Source organism: Pseudomonas sp. s4 (assembly GCF_046764235.1).
GTDB lineage: Bacteria > Pseudomonadota > Gammaproteobacteria > Pseudomonadales > Pseudomonadaceae > Aquipseudomonas > Aquipseudomonas asiatica.
The window spans coordinates 2,784,479-2,799,681 of sequence record NZ_CP177209.1; the positions used below are offsets into that span (position 1 = coordinate 2,784,479).

At 65.1% G+C, this 15,203-nt stretch carries 15 protein-coding genes; 6 read left to right on the forward strand and 9 right to left on the reverse strand.

What is annotated here, in order from left to right:
- Nucleotides 1–7: 7 nt before the first annotated feature.
- From ACK56M_RS13110 to ACK56M_RS13125, 4 genes are all read left to right on the forward strand, one after another.
- Nucleotides 8–2,473: an efflux RND transporter permease subunit gene (locus ACK56M_RS13110; protein WP_054571966.1), complete on the forward strand. Its 2,466-nt coding sequence runs from the start codon at nt 8–10 to the stop codon at nt 2,471–2,473.
- Complete coding sequence (locus ACK56M_RS13115; protein WP_054571965.1) at nt 2,466–4,244, forward strand: acyl-CoA dehydrogenase C-terminal domain-containing protein; 1,779 nt, start codon at nt 2,466–2,468, stop codon at nt 4,242–4,244. Before ACK56M_RS13110 ends, ACK56M_RS13115 begins: the two co-directional genes overlap by 8 nt.
- 11 nt (nt 4,245–4,255) lie before the next feature.
- The gene (locus ACK56M_RS13120) at nt 4,256–5,896 is read left to right on the forward strand and encodes a fatty acid--CoA ligase (RefSeq protein ID WP_411959502.1); all 1,641 of its coding nucleotides are present in this window, start codon (nt 4,256–4,258) and stop codon (nt 5,894–5,896) included.
- A gap of 201 nt (nt 5,897–6,097) precedes the next feature.
- On the forward strand, nt 6,098–6,598 hold the full coding sequence (locus tag ACK56M_RS13125; RefSeq protein ID WP_025339247.1) for a methylated-DNA--[protein]-cysteine S-methyltransferase: 501 nt from the start codon (nt 6,098–6,100) through the stop codon (nt 6,596–6,598).
- 4 nt (nt 6,599–6,602) lie between these two features.
- On the opposite strand, the gene ACK56M_RS13130 is transcribed toward ACK56M_RS13125, so the two are convergent.
- From ACK56M_RS13130 to ACK56M_RS13140, 3 genes are all read right to left on the reverse strand, one after another.
- Nucleotides 6,603–6,845, reverse strand: coding sequence for a hypothetical protein (locus ACK56M_RS13130; protein ID WP_015270243.1), 243 nt, complete (start codon nt 6,843–6,845; stop codon nt 6,603–6,605).
- Nucleotides 6,842–7,585: a carbon-nitrogen hydrolase family protein gene (locus ACK56M_RS13135; RefSeq protein ID WP_411959503.1), complete on the reverse strand. Its 744-nt coding sequence runs from the start codon at nt 7,583–7,585 to the stop codon at nt 6,842–6,844. The genes ACK56M_RS13130 and ACK56M_RS13135 overlap by 4 nt, the downstream gene beginning before the upstream one ends.
- 76 nt (nt 7,586–7,661) lie before the next feature.
- A complete protein-coding gene (locus ACK56M_RS13140) occupies nt 7,662–8,177 on the reverse strand; it encodes a DUF3016 domain-containing protein (RefSeq protein WP_015270245.1) in 516 nt (171 codons plus the stop codon).
- Between the two features lie 75 nt (nt 8,178–8,252).
- Here ACK56M_RS13140 and ACK56M_RS13145 point away from each other — a divergent pair, with 75 nt between their 5' ends.
- The gene (locus tag ACK56M_RS13145) at nt 8,253–8,960 is read left to right on the forward strand and encodes a metallophosphoesterase (protein WP_015270246.1); all 708 of its coding nucleotides are present in this window, start codon (nt 8,253–8,255) and stop codon (nt 8,958–8,960) included.
- On the opposite strand, the gene ACK56M_RS13150 is transcribed toward ACK56M_RS13145, so the two are convergent.
- Nucleotides 8,926–9,540 carry a LysE family translocator gene (locus tag ACK56M_RS13150; RefSeq protein ID WP_100413736.1) on the reverse strand — a complete coding sequence of 205 codons (615 nt, stop codon included), beginning with the start codon at nt 9,538–9,540 and terminating at the stop codon, nt 8,926–8,928. The two genes, ACK56M_RS13145 and ACK56M_RS13150, sit on opposite strands and share 35 nt — an antisense overlap.
- Before the next feature lie 211 nt (nt 9,541–9,751).
- The gene (locus tag ACK56M_RS13155; RefSeq protein WP_411959504.1) at nt 9,752–10,561 is read right to left on the reverse strand and encodes an AraC family transcriptional regulator; all 810 of its coding nucleotides are present in this window, start codon (nt 10,559–10,561) and stop codon (nt 9,752–9,754) included.
- A gap of 131 nt (nt 10,562–10,692) precedes the next feature.
- Between ACK56M_RS13155 and ACK56M_RS13160 the strand changes: the two genes are divergently transcribed.
- A complete protein-coding gene (locus ACK56M_RS13160; protein WP_054571959.1) occupies nt 10,693–11,319 on the forward strand; it encodes a LysE family translocator in 627 nt (208 codons plus the stop codon).
- On the opposite strand, the gene ACK56M_RS13165 is transcribed toward ACK56M_RS13160, so the two are convergent.
- From ACK56M_RS13165 to hbdH, 4 genes are all read right to left on the reverse strand, one after another.
- On the reverse strand, nt 11,316–11,591 hold the full coding sequence (locus ACK56M_RS13165; protein ID WP_013972552.1) for a peptidylprolyl isomerase: 276 nt from the start codon (nt 11,589–11,591) through the stop codon (nt 11,316–11,318). The two genes, ACK56M_RS13160 and ACK56M_RS13165, sit on opposite strands and share 4 nt — an antisense overlap.
- Before the next feature lie 208 nt (nt 11,592–11,799).
- Entirely contained in the window at nt 11,800–13,752 is a 1,953-nt protein-coding gene (locus ACK56M_RS13170; RefSeq protein WP_100413739.1) for an acetoacetate--CoA ligase, read from the reverse strand.
- A gap of 143 nt (nt 13,753–13,895) precedes the next feature.
- Entirely contained in the window at nt 13,896–14,375 is a 480-nt protein-coding gene (gene eco, locus ACK56M_RS13175) for a serine protease inhibitor ecotin (protein WP_054571957.1), read from the reverse strand.
- A gap of 55 nt (nt 14,376–14,430) precedes the next feature.
- Nucleotides 14,431–15,201, reverse strand: a complete 771-nt coding sequence (gene hbdH, locus ACK56M_RS13180) for a 3-hydroxybutyrate dehydrogenase (RefSeq protein ID WP_015270252.1) — start codon at nt 15,199–15,201, stop codon at nt 14,431–14,433.
- Nucleotides 15,202–15,203: the final 2 nt, after the last annotated feature.

Consider the following 15,203-nt stretch of genomic DNA (forward strand, 5'->3'; position numbering starts at 1 on the left):
GACCCTGATGGCCGCTACCCGCCAAGACACCCTGCCGGTAATCCGCAACCTCGACGATTTCGACCCACGCTCGGGCAATTGCCTGGAGCGCCTGGTGTTCAACCATCGCCTGCCGTTCCTGCTGTGCATGCTATTGGCGACCCTGGTGCTGGGCTACATGGCGCTGACCCGCCTGGAGCTGCGCCCCAGTTTCGACAAGATGCTGCCGCAGAGCCACCCCTACATCCAGAACTACCTGGAAAACCGCCCATCACTGCGTGGCCTGGGCAACGCGGTGCGGGTGGTGGTGGAGAACACCCAGGGCGACATCTTCGACCCGGGCTACCTGCAGACCCTGCGCCACATCAACGACGAGCTGTTCCTCAGCCAGGGCGTGGACCGGGCCTGGGTGAAATCGCTGTGGAGCCCGGCGGTGCGCTGGACCGAGGTGACCGAGGAGGGCTTCCAGGGTGGCCCGGTAATGCCCGACGGCTACCAGGGCGCTGCGGGTGACATCGAGCAGCTGCGGCAGAACATCGAGCGCGCCAACATCGTCGGCAGCCTGGTGGCGCGCGACTTCAAGTCGAGCATGCTGGTCGTGCCGCTGCTCGACCAGGATTCGGCTACCGGCAAAGGCCTCGACTACCACGCCTTCTCGCAGAAGCTCGAACAACTGCGCAGCCAGTACCAGGCCAGCGGCCAGTACCGCATCCATGTGATCGGCTTCGCCAAGCTGATGGGCGACCTGATCGACGGGCTGATCCAGGTGATGGCGTTCTTCGCCCTGGCGGTGCTGACCAGCCTGCTGATCATCTACTGCTACACCCGTTGCGTGCGCAGCACCCTGCTGGTGGTGCTGTGTTCGCTGACTGCGGTGGTGTGGCAGCTGGGCATCGTCGCCTGGCTGGGCTACGCCATCGATCCGTATTCGATCCTGGTGCCATTCCTGATCTTTGCCATCGGCGTATCCCACGCGGCGCAGAAGATGAACGGCATCCTTCAGGACATCGGCCGTGGCACTCACCGCCAGGTGGCAGCGCGCTATACCTTCCGCCGCCTGTTCGTGGCCGGGGTGACTGCGTTGCTGGCGGATGCGGTGGGCTTTGCCGTGCTGATGCTGATCGACATCCCGGTGATCCAGGACCTGGCGATCACCGCCAGCATCGGCGTGGCGGTGCTTATCTTCACCTCGCTGCTGCTGATGCCGGTGGCGCTGTCTTATGTTGGTGTTGGCCGCAAGGCTGCCGAGCGGGCCCTGCATATCGACGCCCGCGCAGCCCAGCACCGAGGTTTCGGCCGGCTGTGGGACCTGCTCGACCGCTTCACCGAACGCAAATGGGCCAGCGTCGCAGTGCTGGTGGCGCTGGCCCTGGGCGCCCTTGGCATCTGGGGCAGCCTGCAACTGAAAATCGGCGACCTCGACAGCGGTGCCCCCGAACTGCGCGCCGACTCCCGCTACAACCTCGACAACGCCTACATCACCCAGCACTACGCGCTGTCCAGCGACACCTTCGCGGTCATGGTCAAGACCGCGCCGGAAGGCTGCCTGCAATACCAGACGCTGGTGCTTGCCGACCGCCTGGCCTGGGAGCTGCAGCAATTGCCGGGTGTGCAGACCACCGTGTCGCTGGCCAATGCCGTGCGCCAGATCACCGCTGGCACCTATGAAGGCAACCCGCGCCTGAACAGCCTGCAGCGCAACCAGGACGTGCTCAACTACGCCGCCCAGCAGGCCTCGGTCAACGCCCCCGAGTTGTTCAACAACGACTGCTCGCTGATGCCGGTAATCGCCTACCTCAAGGACCATCGTGCCGATACCTTGGCCCAGGTTGCCGCCGTGGCCGAGCGTTTTGCCCAGGCCAACAGCAGCGCCGAACAGCAGTTCCTGCTGGCCGCCGGCAGCGCCGGCATCGAGGCTGCCACCAACGTGGTGGTCCGCGAGGCCAACCACCACATGCTGTTGCTGGTGTACCTGGCGGTCACGCTGTTCTGCCTGTTCACCTTCCGTAGCTGGCGCGCGACGCTGGTGGCGATCCTGCCGCTGATGCTCACCTCGGTGCTGTGCGAAGCGCTGATGGTAGCCATGGGCATTGGCGTCAAGGTCGCCACCTTGCCGGTGATCGCCCTGGGCGTAGGTATTGGCGTGGACTACGCGCTGTACCTGCTCAGCGTGCAACTGCACTACCAGCGCGCCGGGTTGAGCCTGGCCCAGGCCTACCAGAAAGCCGTGGCCTTCACCGGCCGGGTGGTCGGGCTGGTCGGCATTACCCTGGCGGCCGGTGTGGTCGGCTGGGCCTGGTCGCCGATCAAGTTCCAGGCCGACATGGGCCTGCTGCTGACCTTCATGTTCCTGTGGAACATGCTCGGTGCGCTGGTGTTGATCCCCGCGTTGTCGCATTTCCTCCTGCGTGGCCAGGCCGCCCCGGCGCCTGCCGAGGCCCCGGCCACGTCGCTTCCGCAAACCCAAGAAACCGAGTGTTCGCCTCATGTCTGATTACCTTCCGCCACTGCGCGACATGGATTTTCTGTTCAACGAAGTGTTCGACATCCCGGCCTGGTGGGCGCAAACGCCCGCGCTGGCCGAGCAGGTCGATGGCGACACAGCCCGGGCCGTGCTCGAACAGGCCGGCAGGCTGATTGCCGAGGTGGTAGCGCCGCTCAACCGCAGTGGCGACGAGCAGGGTTGCCGCTGGGAGGCGGGCCAGGTACACACCCCCGATGGCTTCGCAGATGCCTACCGGGCATTTGCCGCGGATGGCTGGGTGGGTGTGGCCGGTGCCCCGGAATATGGGGGCATGGGCATGCCGAAAGTGATCGGTGCCCAGCTCGAAGAAATGCTCAATGCCGCCAACCTGTCGTTCGGCCTGTACCCGATGCTCACCGCCGGGGCCTGCCTGGCGCTGCTCAACCATGCCAGCGAGCCGTTGAAGGCGCTGTACCTGCCGCCCATGTACCAAGGGCGCTGGACCGGTTCGATGTGCCTGACCGAGCCGCACGCTGGCACCGACCTGGGCCTGATTCGCACCCGCGCCGAGCCGGTTGCCGATGGCCGCTACCGCATCAGCGGGACCAAGATCTTCATCACTGGCGGTGAGCAGGACCTGACCGAGAACATCATCCACCTGGTGCTGGCGCGGCTGCCGGATGCGCCCGCCGGGCCCAAGGGCATCTCGCTGTTCCTGGTGCCCAAGGTGCTGGTTGACGCCGACGGCGTGCTGGGCGAGGCCAATGCGGTGAGTTGCGGCTCGATCGAGCACAAGATGGGCATCAAGGCCTCAGCCACCTGTGTGATGAACTTCGACGGCGCAGTCGGCTATCTGGTCGGCGAGCCGAACAAGGGCCTCAACGCGATGTTCACCATGATGAACTACGAGCGCCTTGGTGTAGGAATCCAGGGCCTGGCCCTGGGCGAACGCTCCTACCAGGGCGCCATTGCCTATGCCCGTGATCGCCAGCAGGGCCGTGCGCCGACGGGTGCCGAAGCGCCGGGGCAAGCCGCTGACCCGATCGTCGTCCACCCGGATGTGCGGCGCATGCTGCTGACCATGAAAGCGCTGAACGAAGGCGGGCGGGCCTTCTCCACCTATGTGGCACTGCAGCTGGACCTGGCCAAATACAGCGAGGCTCCGGTCGCACGCGCCCAGGCCGAGGCCAAGGTGGCAATGCTCACGCCAGTGGCCAAGGCCTTCCTCACCGACATGGGGCTGGAAACCACCGTGCACGGCCAGCAGGTGCTGGGCGGTCATGGCTATATCCGCGAATGGGGCCAGGAGCAGTTGATCCGCGACTGCCGCATCACCCAGATCTACGAAGGCACCAATGGCATCCAGGCCCTCGACCTGGTGGGGCGTAAACTGTTTGCCGATGGCGGCCAGGCCTATCGCAGCGTGTCCGACGAAATTACTGCCTTTGTCGAGACGCTGCCCGCGGCGTGCGCGGAGTTCGGCGCGCCGCTGCTGGCTGCCGTGCGCAACCTCGACGAGCTGACCGCCTGGTTGCTCGATCGGGCCCAGGGCAACCCGCGTGAGCTGGGCGCGGCGGCGGTGGAGTACCTGCAGGTGTTTGGCTACACCTTCTACGCCTACCTGTGGGCACGCATGGCCGTGGTTTGCCAGTGTCATGCAGCTCCCGAGCCGTTTCACCTGAGCAAGCTGGGCACCGCGCGTTTCTACTTTGCCCGCCTGCTGCCACGTATTCATTCGCTGAGCGCCAGCGTCAGGGCCGGTAGCGACAGCCTGTACCTGCTCGAGGCCGGGCAACTGTGAAGGCCGCCGACATGATCACCACTCGCATCATGCCTGCGGCCGAGCAGGCCTACGCCTATCCGCTGCTGATCAAGCGCCTGCTGCTGTCGGGCGTGCGCTACCAGCCCAACCAGGAAATCGTCTACGCCGACAAGCTGCGCTACACCTACACTACGCTGCTTGAACGCATCCAGCGGCTGGCCAATGTGCTGACCGCCGCCGGGGTCAAGCCTGGCGACACCGTGGCCTTGCTCGACTGGGACAGCCATCGGGCCCTTGAATGCTTCTTCGCCGTACCGATGCTGGGTGCGGTGCTGCACACGGTAAACGTACGGCTGTCCACCGATCAGGTGCGCTACACCATGAACCATGCCGAGGACCGCCTGGTACTGGTGCATGACGACTTCCTGCCGTTGATGGCGCAACTGCGCGATGACTTGCCGACGGTCGAGGGTTTCATTCGCCTCGGCGAAGGCGGCCCGGCAACGCAAGATGTGCCGTTGCTGGGTGAGTACGAAGCGCTGCTGGCGGCTGCCGAGCCACAGTTCGACTTCGCCGATTTCGACGAGCACTCGCTGGCCACGCTGTTCTACACCAGCGGTACCACCGGCAACCCCAAGGGCGTGTACTTCAGCCACCGGCAACTGGTGCTGCATACCCTGGTCGAGCAGGGCACCCTGGCTGCCTGCGGCGAGGTACCGCTGCTGCGCAGCGGCGACGTGTACATGCCCATTACGCCGATGTTCCATGTGCACGCCTGGGGCGTGCCCTATGTGGCCACGGCACTGGGCATCAAGCAGGTCTACCCGGGGCGCTACGAGCCCAACCGCCTGGTGCGCTTGTACCGCGACGAGGGCGTGACGTTCTCCCATTGCGTGCCCACGGTGCTGCAGATGATGCTCGACAGCGAAGAAGGGCGCCGCGCCGACCTGAGCGGTTGGAAGATGCTGCTGGGCGGCAGCGCCCTGACCCTGGGCCTGGCGCAGCGTGCCAGCGAGCGCGGCATCAGCGTGCATTGTGGCTACGGCATGTCGGAAAGCTGCCCGCTGCTCAGCATCACCCACCTGAGCGCTGAGCTGCTGGCACTGCCCATGGCGCAACAGTTGCCGCTGCGTATCGATGCCGGCGTGCCGATTGCCCTGGTGGACCTGCGCATCGTCGACGCTGAAGGCATTGATGTGCCCCGCGACGGAGAAAGCCTGGGTGAAATCGTGGTGCGTGCCCCGTGGCTGACCCAGGGCTATCTGCATGAACCGGAGCAGGGTGCCGCGTTGTGGCTGGGGGGCTGGATGCATACTGGCGACCTGGCCTGCATCGACCCTGCGGGTGTGGTGCGCATTCGTGACCGGATCAAGGATGTGATCAAGACCGGAGGCGAGTGGGTCAGCTCGGTGGCGCTGGAAAACCTGATCAGCCAGCACCCGGCTGTCGCTTCGGTGGCAGTGATCGGCATCCCGGACCCGCAGTGGGGTGAGCAACCCTTGGCCTTGGTGGTCCGTTGTGACGGCATGCAATTCGACCAGGCGGCATTGGCAGGGCATCTGCAGCCGTTTGTCGACAGCGGGCACCTGAACAAATGGGCGATACCGCGGCAGTTGCGTTGCGTGGAGGAGATCCCCAAGACCAGCGTTGGCAAAATCGACAAGAAGCGGATTCGCCAGGCATTTCTCTGAATGCTGGCAGGGCCCGGCTGATGGGGGCCCTGTGGGAGCGGGCATGCCCGCGAAGCAGGCGACGCGGTGGAGGGCACTCTGGTCCGGGCAATATGCCGACGCCGATGTTCCGCTTGCGTGATTGCCTGAGCAAGAAAGCGGATGCAGGCAGAACTGGGGATGCGTACAGTAGGTTGATCGCAACCTGGCAGGAGCCTGCTTATGTCCAGCGCATTCACCTTCATGCAGTCGCCCGTCGGCACCTTGACCCTGGTAGCCCGTGGCGAGTGCCTGGCAGCCGTACTCTGGGAAGAGGAGCGGGAAAACCGCGTGCGCCTTGGCGCCCTGCACCGCGATGACCAGTGCCCGGTACTGCTGGAAACCGCCCGCCAGCTCGGCGAGTACTTTGCCGGCAAACGCCAGCGCTTCGAACTGGCGCTGGATTTTGCCGGCACCGAATTCCAGCGACAGGTGTGGGCCGCGCTGTTGGCGATACCGTTCGGTGAAACCCGCAGCTACAGCGACATCGCCCGGCAGATCGGCAACCCCAGCGCGGTGCGTGCGGTAGGCGCCGCCAATGGCCGCAACCCGATCTCGATCATCGCCCCGTGCCATCGGGTGATCGGTGCTTCGGGCAGCCTCACCGGCTTTGCCGGTGGCCTGGCGGCCAAGCAGTACCTGCTGGCGCTGGAGGGCCGGCAAAGCCTGGCACTGGACCTGTAAGGCGTCAGTAGAACCAGCTGGCGACCAGGCAGACCAGCACGGCCAACGCCGAGCCGGCCATCAGGGTGTACTGCCGATGGGCACGGCGCGCATGGGGCTTGACTGCGCGCAGGTACTCGCCAGGTGTCGGCGCGTCGGGCCGGTGGCGCAAACCCTCGGCCACATCGGCCAGTTGCCCCTGGATGAGCAGACCCGTCAGGTAGTAGGTACAGGCATAGCTCAGCAACGCCAGAAACAGATAGATCATGCCGGGTGTGGGTTCAGGGGCACTGCCATGGCACTGGCGTTGGCGGTGTCCAGCACGATCAGCCCTTCGCTGTGGTCGTCCAGGCTGGCCAGCAAGCGCCCCTGGCTGTCCCACGCCGCCGAGCCGCCAGCGCCGATGAAGGTGTCGGCCGGCCCCACGCAGTTGGCCAGCAACACTGCCATGCCCAGCTCTCGAGCCACCTCGGAGTAGTGCAGGTAACCCTCGCGAATGCCTTTGGCAGTTTTAGCCACACTGACCAGGTACAGGTCGGCGCCGTGTTCCCGCGCGGCTGCCGCATGCGCCATGAACATCGATTCGTAGCAGATCGCAGGCGCTACCCGGTGCGCGCCCACCTGCAGCAGCAAGGCTTGATCGCCTGGGGTGAACCAGGGCAGTTCATCATCATGCAGGCGCCGCTTGGCATAGGCCTGGCGCGGTACACCGGGGCTGAGGATTGGCATGCCGATACGAATGCCATCAGGGGTCGGCAGTGGCAGGCCCGCTGCGACAGTGATACCAAACCGGTCGCAGGCTGCCTGCAGCGGGTCCAGCCGTGCCGAACTGACTGGCAGGGCGGCCTGGCGCGCGAGGGTTGGCTCATAGCCGGTCAGCGACAGTTCGGGAAATACCACCAGTTCGGCACCAAGGGCCGCGGCCTGTTCGATGCAGGCCAGGTGGCGTTCGAGGTTGGCTTGCACATCGCCCTTGAGCGATGCCAGTTGCACGGCGCACAACTTCATGAAAAACCCTTCCCTGGTACAGGTTGAAGGGCCGAGCATACTACCGGCACCAACGCCTGTACCAGTGAAGGGATTTTCAGGATGCCGGGTGGACGGCGAAACGCTGGCGGAACCAGTCGTCGAGCATGGCCTTTTCGGCATACAGGCGGTCGCTGCTGCTCGTGACCCGGCCCGGGCGGCTGAGGTACATCTTGTCGCTGACCCGTTCCTGCGCCTGCTGGTCGGGTTTGCCCGGTTGGCTGAGGGTGTAGCTGAGGTCGATGGTCGGCCAGGTGATTTCGCGCATGAAGCGTACATCGTAGGCCTGGCTGTGCCAGGGCTCGAAACGCCCGGCCAGGTCGATGTCGCGGATGTCGATGACCAGTTGCTGGCCAGGTTGCAGGTAGCGCTGGCCAAGCTTCTGAAGGTACTGGGTCAAGGTTTTCATCACATAGGCGTCGGCACCACGCTCGTACCCGTGGCTGTCGAGGCTGGCATCGCGGAATTTTTCCGGATGGTCGAAACGTACCTCGACCTGCGCGGCCGGGGCGCCTTGTGCCATGCTGTCCAGTGACAGCGCCATGAGCACGGCACACACGAGGGCGGTACGCATGATGCACCTCCGGGGCAGACTGCGTGTGCGTCCATTTTACCCCTGGCATGGCGGCGCCAGCAGAGGAAGATTGTAATGGCACGGTTTCGGCGTCTGATTGCCAACCTGCGGGGGCGTGACCTGGCCGTGGGCGATATCCATGGTCACTTCCAGCGCCTGCAGCAATGCCTGGATGGGGTGGGGTTCGATCCGGCCGTGGACCGCCTGTTCAGCGTGGGGGACCTGGTCGACCGTGGCCCGGACAGCGAGGCGGCGCTGGAATGGCTGGCGCAGCCCTGGTTCCATGCCGTGCAGGGTAATCACGAGGCCCTGGCAATCACCCGCGTACGCGGCGGGCGGCTCGATCTGGACATGTACCGCGCCGCCGGGGGGGGCTGGTTTCTGGACCTGCCGAAGGCTCGGCAGTTGCGTTTCGTGGAGCGATTCGAGCAGCTGCCGATTGCGATAGAGGTTGAAAGTGCGGCGGGCTTGGTAGGGCTGCTGCATGCCGACAGCCCATATGCCGACTGGACGGTGTTGAGGACCTGGCTGGAACTGGATGACGACCCGCAAGTACGGGAAGTGTGCCAATGGTCGCGGCGGCGGTTGAAGGTAGGTGATACCGAGCCCGTGCAGGGCCTGCGTGCCTTGTTGGTGGGCCACACGCCGGTACTGGAAGCCAAGCTGCTGGGCAACGTCTGGCACCTGGACACCGGGGGCTGGGCCAGTGGCCATTTCACCTTGATGGACATGCGGACCCTGCAACTGGTCAGCCCCAGGCCAGGTGAAACAACAGTGCCGTAGCCAATAGCACCAGCATGGCCCCGGAGGCCCGTTCCAGCCAGGGCAGGCTGCGGGCGAAGCGCCGCAGCACCAGCGGGTTGCCGATGGCCACGGCAACCAGCAAGTCCCACAGCAGCACGATGCTGAACATCCACAGGGCACAGGTTGCCTTCCAGGCAAAGCTGGCGCTGGCGACCATGCTTACCAGGCTGGCATAGAACAGCGCATTCTTGGGGTTGAGGATGCCGGACAGGAACCCCATGCCCAATCCACGCCACCACCCTTGGGCGGTCTGTTTGCCAGCGACTGTGCTCAGGCTGGTTTGCCCGGCATGGCGCAGGAACAGGGTGCCGATGTACAGCAGGTAGCCGGCGCCGGCCAGTTGCAGGGCGGTGAACAGCAGGCTGCCTTCCTGCAGCACCGACAAACCGGTGAAAGCCATGGCGATGAACACGCCATTGGCCAGGGCGATACCCAGGCAGGCGCCGCTCGCGACGCGCCAGCCAGCGTTGACCGAAGTGCGTGCGACCAGGAAGAAGTCCGGGCCGGGAGAGAGCAGGGCGAGGAAGTGGGCGAGGGCGATGATCAGGAACTGTTGCATTGGGGTGTGGCTGCTCTGGCGGAAAAGCCTGACTCTGCCCCTCAGCGCAAATGCCGTATTGAACAATATTGCAGGCCCCTGTAGGAGCGGCCTTGTGTCGCGAAAGGGCTGCGCAGCAGCCCCGGCAATCTGTGCGGCGGAGCTGAAAATCTGGGGCCGCTTCGCGCCCCATCGCGACACAAGGCCGCTCCTACAGAGACCGCGCGGGCCTTCAGTCTCCCCGATACTGCCCTGGTGTCACCCCCACATGGGCCTTGAACACCCGCTGGAAATGGCTTTGGTCGGCAAAACCGAGCCGATAGGCCACCTCCGCCAGGGCCTGCCCTTCACCCAACAATTGCCGCCCACGGTTGACCCGGGCATTTAGCAGGTAGGCATGCGGCGTAAACCCGGTGGCCGCGCGAAATGCGCGAATCAGCTGGTAGCGCCCAAGCCCGGCCTGCCGGGCCAGTAACGCCAGGCTCAACTGCGACGGGTCCTTGCCTTCGATGTGCGCGATCAGCCCACTCAGTTCGCTCTTCCCCAAAGCCGGCGCCGGCGCCAGCGGCGCGTGCCTGGCAAAGTCGAGATCACCCAGAAAGGCAATCAGCGCCGCATCTTTCTCTCCGTTGCTGGCGCTGGAAAACAGCAAACTGTTCAGTTCGCAGAACTGCCGATATACCTCCGGCTCCTGGCAGATACGTGCCGGCTCGCCGGGCCCGGCACCATCCAGCCCGGACTCCAGGTGCAGCTGTGCCAGCCAGTCGGCATCCACATGCAGCATCTGGTAGCTCCACGCTTGCCCGGGTTCGGGGTTGCAGGCATGTACCCGGCGGGCCGGGACCAGCACCAGAGTGCCAGGCGTCAGGCGTTGCTGGCCGTTGCCGGCACCGGTGAAATGACTGTGGCCGGCATCCACCACACCGATGGAAAACGTTGGGTGGCTGTGGGCCTTGTAGCAGGCGCGGCTATGACAGGCGCGGCGGCTTTCGACATGCGGCAGGGCCGGGTCGCGCCACAGCGCGGCATGGGAACGGGGCATCACAGGGTCCTCGATATGCCAGGCAGCTTATCAGGCGCTGCGCACCCATACAGTTTTTTCCACTGGCTGTAACTTGACCACCAGGCCAGCTACGCGCCGAAATAGGCGCCTGTTGCCAAAGGAAAACGATAATGGACCTTTCAAGCCTGCTGCTTTTCATCCCCGCCTGTTTCGCCCTGAACATGGCGCCGGGGCCGAACAACCTGCTGTCGCTGCACAATGCCAGCCGTTACGGCCTGCGTACGGCCTGCGTGGCCGGTGGCGGGCGCATCGTCGCCTTCAGCGGCATGATCGCCCTGGCGGCGATGGGCCTGGCAGTGGTGCTGCACACCAGCGAATACCTGTTCCTGGCCATCAAGTTGGCGGGGGCGGCCTACCTGTTCTATATCGCCTGGCAACTGTGGCGGGCACCGGTGGGCGAGGCCGCGGTTGCAGGTGATCAGCCGCACGGCACTTGGCGTCTGATACGCCAGGAGTTCTGGATGGCTGCTGGTAATCCGAAGGCTATCCTGATCTTCACCGCGTTCCTGCCGCAGTTCGTTTCGGTCGGCAGTACCACTCCGGTGAGCGAGCAGTTCCTTTGGTTGGGTGCGTTGTTCCTGTTGCTGGAATGGGCCGCCATCGCCATCTACGCCGGCCTGGGGGCGTACATGCAACGCTGGTTCAGCCAGCCCGGCCCACGCCGGCTGTTCAACCGGGTCAGCGCCTCATTGCTGGGCTGCGCGGGTCTCGGGCTGCTGGCTGCGCGGCGCGCTTAATCGCGGTAGAACGTCTGCACCAGGTGATAGCCGAACTTGCTCTTGATCGGCCCGTGCACCACGCGCAGGGGCTTCTTGAAGATCACCTGGTCGATGGCGCCTACCATCTGCCCGGGGCGGATTTCACCCAGGTCGCCGCCACGTTTGCCCGAAGGGCAGGTGGAGAACTTTTTTGCGAGCACGTCGAAAGCCTCGCCATTGGCGATGCGCTGCTTGAGCTTTTCGGCTTCGTCAGCGGTCTTGACCAGGATGTGGCGGGCTTGGGCTTTCATGGGGTACCTGTGCTTCTGGGGCGGAAAAAGTGGGCATTATGCCTCATAGTTTTGTGCTGAGGCGATTACGCGTCCCTTGTAGGAGCGGCCTTGTGTCGCGATGGGGCGCGAAGCGGCCCCGGCAACCTGTGCTGCGAAGCTGAAAACCTGGGGCCGCTTCGCGCCCCATCGCGACACAAGGCCGCTCCTACAGGGACGGTGACAAGGGTCAGGTTTGCAACTCCTCGCGATCCCGGAACTGCTCCAGTGCCTCGGGGTTGGCCAGGGCGTCGGTGTTCTTCACCGGCAAGCCATGCACCACATTGCGAATCGCCAACTCCACCAGCTTGCCGCTGATGGTACGCGGGATGTCATCGACCTGGGCGATCACCGCCGGTACATGGCGGGGCGTGGTGTACTGGCGGATCACCTGGCGGATGTGCTGGCGCAGGGCCTCATCCAGCTGCAGGCCGTCACGCAGGCGAACGAACAGCACCACCCGCACGTCGCCTTGCCAGTCCTGGCCGATGGCCACGCTTTCCAGCACCTGCTCGACCTTTTCCACCTGGCGGTAGATCTCCGCCGTGCCAATGCGCACGCCACCGGGGTTGAGCACGGCATCGGAGCGGCCATGAATCACCAGCCCGCCGTCGGCACGCTGTTCGGCGTAGTCGCCCTGGGCCCACACCCCCGGGAACTGGCTGAAGTAGGCGTCGTGATAGCGGCTGCCGTCCGTGTCCTTCCAGAACCCCAGCGGCATGGACGGGAAGTTGCGCGTGCACACCAGCTCGCCTTTTTCGCCCAGCACCGGCTGGCCATGCTCGTTCCATACTTCCACCGCCATGCCCAAGCCCTTGCACTGGATCTCGCCACGGCGCACTGGAAGGGTCGGGTTGCCCAGCACGAAGCAGGAGACGATATCGGTACCGCCGGACATCGACGCCAGGCACAGGTCGGCCTTGATCTTGCGGTACACGTAGTCGTAGCTGTGTGGCGACAGTGGCGAGCCGGTGGACAGTAGCAGGCGCAAGCGCGCCAGGCGGTGGCTTGCCGCAGGCTCCAGGCCCGCCTGCTCCAGTGCCGCCAGGTACTTGGCGCTGGTACCGAAGGCCTGGATATCCTCGGCGTCGATCAGGTCTAGCAGCCGCTCGGGGCCGGGATGGAAGGGCGAGCCGTCATACAGCACCAGCGTGGCGCCCACCGCCAGGCCGCTGACCAGCCAGTTCCACATCATCCAGCCGCAGGTGGTGTAGTAGAACAGTACGTCATCGGCTTTCAGGTCATTGTGCAGGCCATGTTCCTTCAGGTGCTGCAACAACACGCCGCCGGCGCGGTGGACGATGCACTTGGGTACGCCGGTGGTGCCGCTGGAATACAGGATGTACAGCGGGTGATCGAAGGGCAGCGGGGTGAAGCGGGGCTCGCCGCCGGGCTGATAGAACTCGTCCCACAGGCTGACATTGGCGGCCTGGAATTCGTCGACACGCGTTCCGCTGCGGGTGTGGGGTACCACGATCAACTGTTCCAGCCCGGGCAGCTGCGCGCACACCTGGTTGACCTTGTCCACCTGGTCGATGGCTTTGCCGGCGTACTGGTACCCGGCGCAGGCGATCAGCAGCTTGGGCTCGATCTGGCCGAAGCGGTCGATGATGCCGTGCACGCCAAACTCGGGCGAGGAGCTGGACCAGACCGCACCGAGGCTTGTGCAGGCAAGCATGGCGACAAGGGTCTGCCAGGTATTGGGCATGATGGCGGCTACGCGGTCGCCGGGGGCGATGCCGGTGGCCTTCAAGGCTGTTTGCAGGCCGGCCACCTGGGCGGCCAGCTGGGCATGGGTGAACAGCTGACGCTGGCCGTCTTCGCGCACGGCGACCAGGGCCGGGCGGTCGTCACGGCGGCGCAGCAGGTGTTCGGCGAAGTTGAGGGTGGCGTTGGCGAACCACTGGGCATCGGGCATCTGCGGCCCTTCGCTGAGCACCTGGCTTGGCGGGGTATGCCAGTGAACGTGGAAGTAGTCGGCAACGGTTTGCCAGAAGGCAGGGCGCTGCTCGATGCTCCAGCGGTGCAGCGCGTGGTAGTCGTCGAGTTGCAGGTTGTAACGCAGGTTGACCCGGCGGCGGAAGGCATCCATCCGGCTGGCCTCGATCTGCGCCGTGGAGGGGCGCCAGAGCACATCGTTCATGCCGAACCTCCTGTTGCCTGCAAGGGCCCCATCGCCGGCAAGCCAGCTCCCACAGGAACCTCACAGGTCTTGAGTGCAGTGACCAACCTGTGGGAGCCGGCTTGCCGGCGATGAAGGCACCATCAAGGCCAAAGGCTTGCGTTTTACTCTACTTTAGCCTTTTGCACGTCCTGCGACGCGGTCCACACGCGGTAGCGCACTTCGACGTCCTTGGGCACATACACCACCACCGGCAGCTTGCTGTTGTAGCGCAGCATGAAGCCTTCACCGACCACAGGCACGAAGGCCTCGGTCTTCTTGCCATCGGGGCAGGCCATCAGCGTGCTGGCCGGGCCGCTGACCTTGTCCAGGCGGTAGTAGCTGTAGCCCCAGCCTTCCAGGGTACGTTCCTCCAGGCTGCCGCCCAGGCGCTGGCGATTGCAGTCCACCTTCAGGGTCTTGCCGGCGAGGATTTCCAGTTGATAGGCCGACTCATCAGCCTGGGCCGGCAGGTGGATGACCTGCCGGGTAAAGCCTTTTTCCGCCTCGGGGTAGGGCGCGACGTCCTTCAGGCTGGCTGCCATCGCGGGTGCGACGGCAGCCAGGGTCAGGGCCAGAATCGCGGTCATCGGGGTTGGGCGCATAGGGCCTCCTTGCAGATAAACGAATGCAAGACCGCCGCCAGGCCCAGGCCGCCCGTCACTGGGCCAACCAGCCACCATCGACGTTCCAGGCGGCACCGCGAACCTGGCTACCGGCCTCGCTGCACAGGAATAGTACCAGCTCACCCAGGTGCTCGGGGGTGACGAAGGCCAGCGACGGTTGTTTTTCTGCCAGCAGATCGTGCTGCGCTTGCAGCGGATCGACACCGTTGGCAGCACGATCGTCGATCTGCTTCTGCACCAGCGGGGTTAACACCCAGCCAGGGCAGATGGCATTGCAGGTGACGTTACTGGTGGCGGTTTCCAGGCCCACCACCTTGGTCAGGCCGACCACGCCGTGCTTGGCCGCCACATAGGCCGCCTTGCCGGTAGAGCCGACCAGGCCGTGCACAGAAGCGATGTTGATGATGCGCCCCCAATTGCGCGTGCGCATGCCAGGCAGGGCCAGTCGCGTAGCGTGGAACACGGCCGACAGGTTGAGGGCGATGATCTTGTCCCAGCTTTCCAGCGGGAACTGTTCCACTGGCGCCACGTGCTGGATACCGGCGTTGTTGACCAGGATGTCGACGTCGCCGAACTCGCGCGCGGCCACGGCGAACAGCGCTTCGATCTGGGCCACGTCCGAGAGGTCGGCCGGGTGATGGACTGCCTTCACCCCGTGCCGGGCGATCTCGGCCAGCGCCGGGGCAGGGTCGCCGAAGCCGTTGAGCACGATGTTGGCGCCTGCGCGGGCCAGCACCTGGGCAATGCCCAGGCCGATGCCGCTGGTGGAACCGGTGACGAGTGCGGTCTTGCCTTTGAGGGTCATGC

Bases quoted from the DNA above. Each gene is read 5' to 3' on its own strand.
- ACK56M_RS13110 (WP_054571966.1), top strand. From the start codon at position 8: ATGGCCGCTACCCGCCAAGACACCCTGCCGGTAATCCGCAACCTCGAC.
- ACK56M_RS13115 (WP_054571965.1), top strand. From the start codon at position 2,466: ATGTCTGATTACCTTCCGCCACTGCGCGACATGGATTTTCTGTTCAAC.
- ACK56M_RS13120 (WP_411959502.1), top strand. From the start codon at position 4,256: ATGATCACCACTCGCATCATGCCTGCGGCCGAGCAGGCCTACGCCTAT.
- ACK56M_RS13125 (WP_025339247.1), top strand. From the start codon at position 6,098: ATGTCCAGCGCATTCACCTTCATGCAGTCGCCCGTCGGCACCTTGACC.
- ACK56M_RS13130 (WP_015270243.1), bottom strand. From the start codon at position 6,845: ATGATCTATCTGTTTCTGGCGTTGCTGAGCTATGCCTGTACCTACTAC.
- ACK56M_RS13135 (WP_411959503.1), bottom strand. From the start codon at position 7,585: ATGAAGTTGTGCGCCGTGCAACTGGCATCGCTCAAGGGCGATGTGCAA.
- ACK56M_RS13140 (WP_015270245.1), bottom strand. From the start codon at position 8,177: ATGCGTACCGCCCTCGTGTGTGCCGTGCTCATGGCGCTGTCACTGGAC.
- ACK56M_RS13145 (WP_015270246.1), top strand. From the start codon at position 8,253: ATGGCACGGTTTCGGCGTCTGATTGCCAACCTGCGGGGGCGTGACCTG.
- ACK56M_RS13150 (WP_100413736.1), bottom strand. From the start codon at position 9,540: ATGCAACAGTTCCTGATCATCGCCCTCGCCCACTTCCTCGCCCTGCTC.
- ACK56M_RS13155 (WP_411959504.1), bottom strand. From the start codon at position 10,561: ATGCCCCGTTCCCATGCCGCGCTGTGGCGCGACCCGGCCCTGCCGCAT.
- ACK56M_RS13160 (WP_054571959.1), top strand. From the start codon at position 10,693: ATGGACCTTTCAAGCCTGCTGCTTTTCATCCCCGCCTGTTTCGCCCTG.
- ACK56M_RS13165 (WP_013972552.1), bottom strand. From the start codon at position 11,591: ATGAAAGCCCAAGCCCGCCACATCCTGGTCAAGACCGCTGACGAAGCC.
- ACK56M_RS13170 (WP_100413739.1), bottom strand. From the start codon at position 13,752: ATGAACGATGTGCTCTGGCGCCCCTCCACGGCGCAGATCGAGGCCAGC.
- eco (WP_054571957.1), bottom strand. From the start codon at position 14,375: ATGCGCCCAACCCCGATGACCGCGATTCTGGCCCTGACCCTGGCTGCC.
- hbdH (WP_015270252.1), bottom strand. From the start codon at position 15,201: ATGACCCTCAAAGGCAAGACCGCACTCGTCACCGGTTCCACCAGCGGC.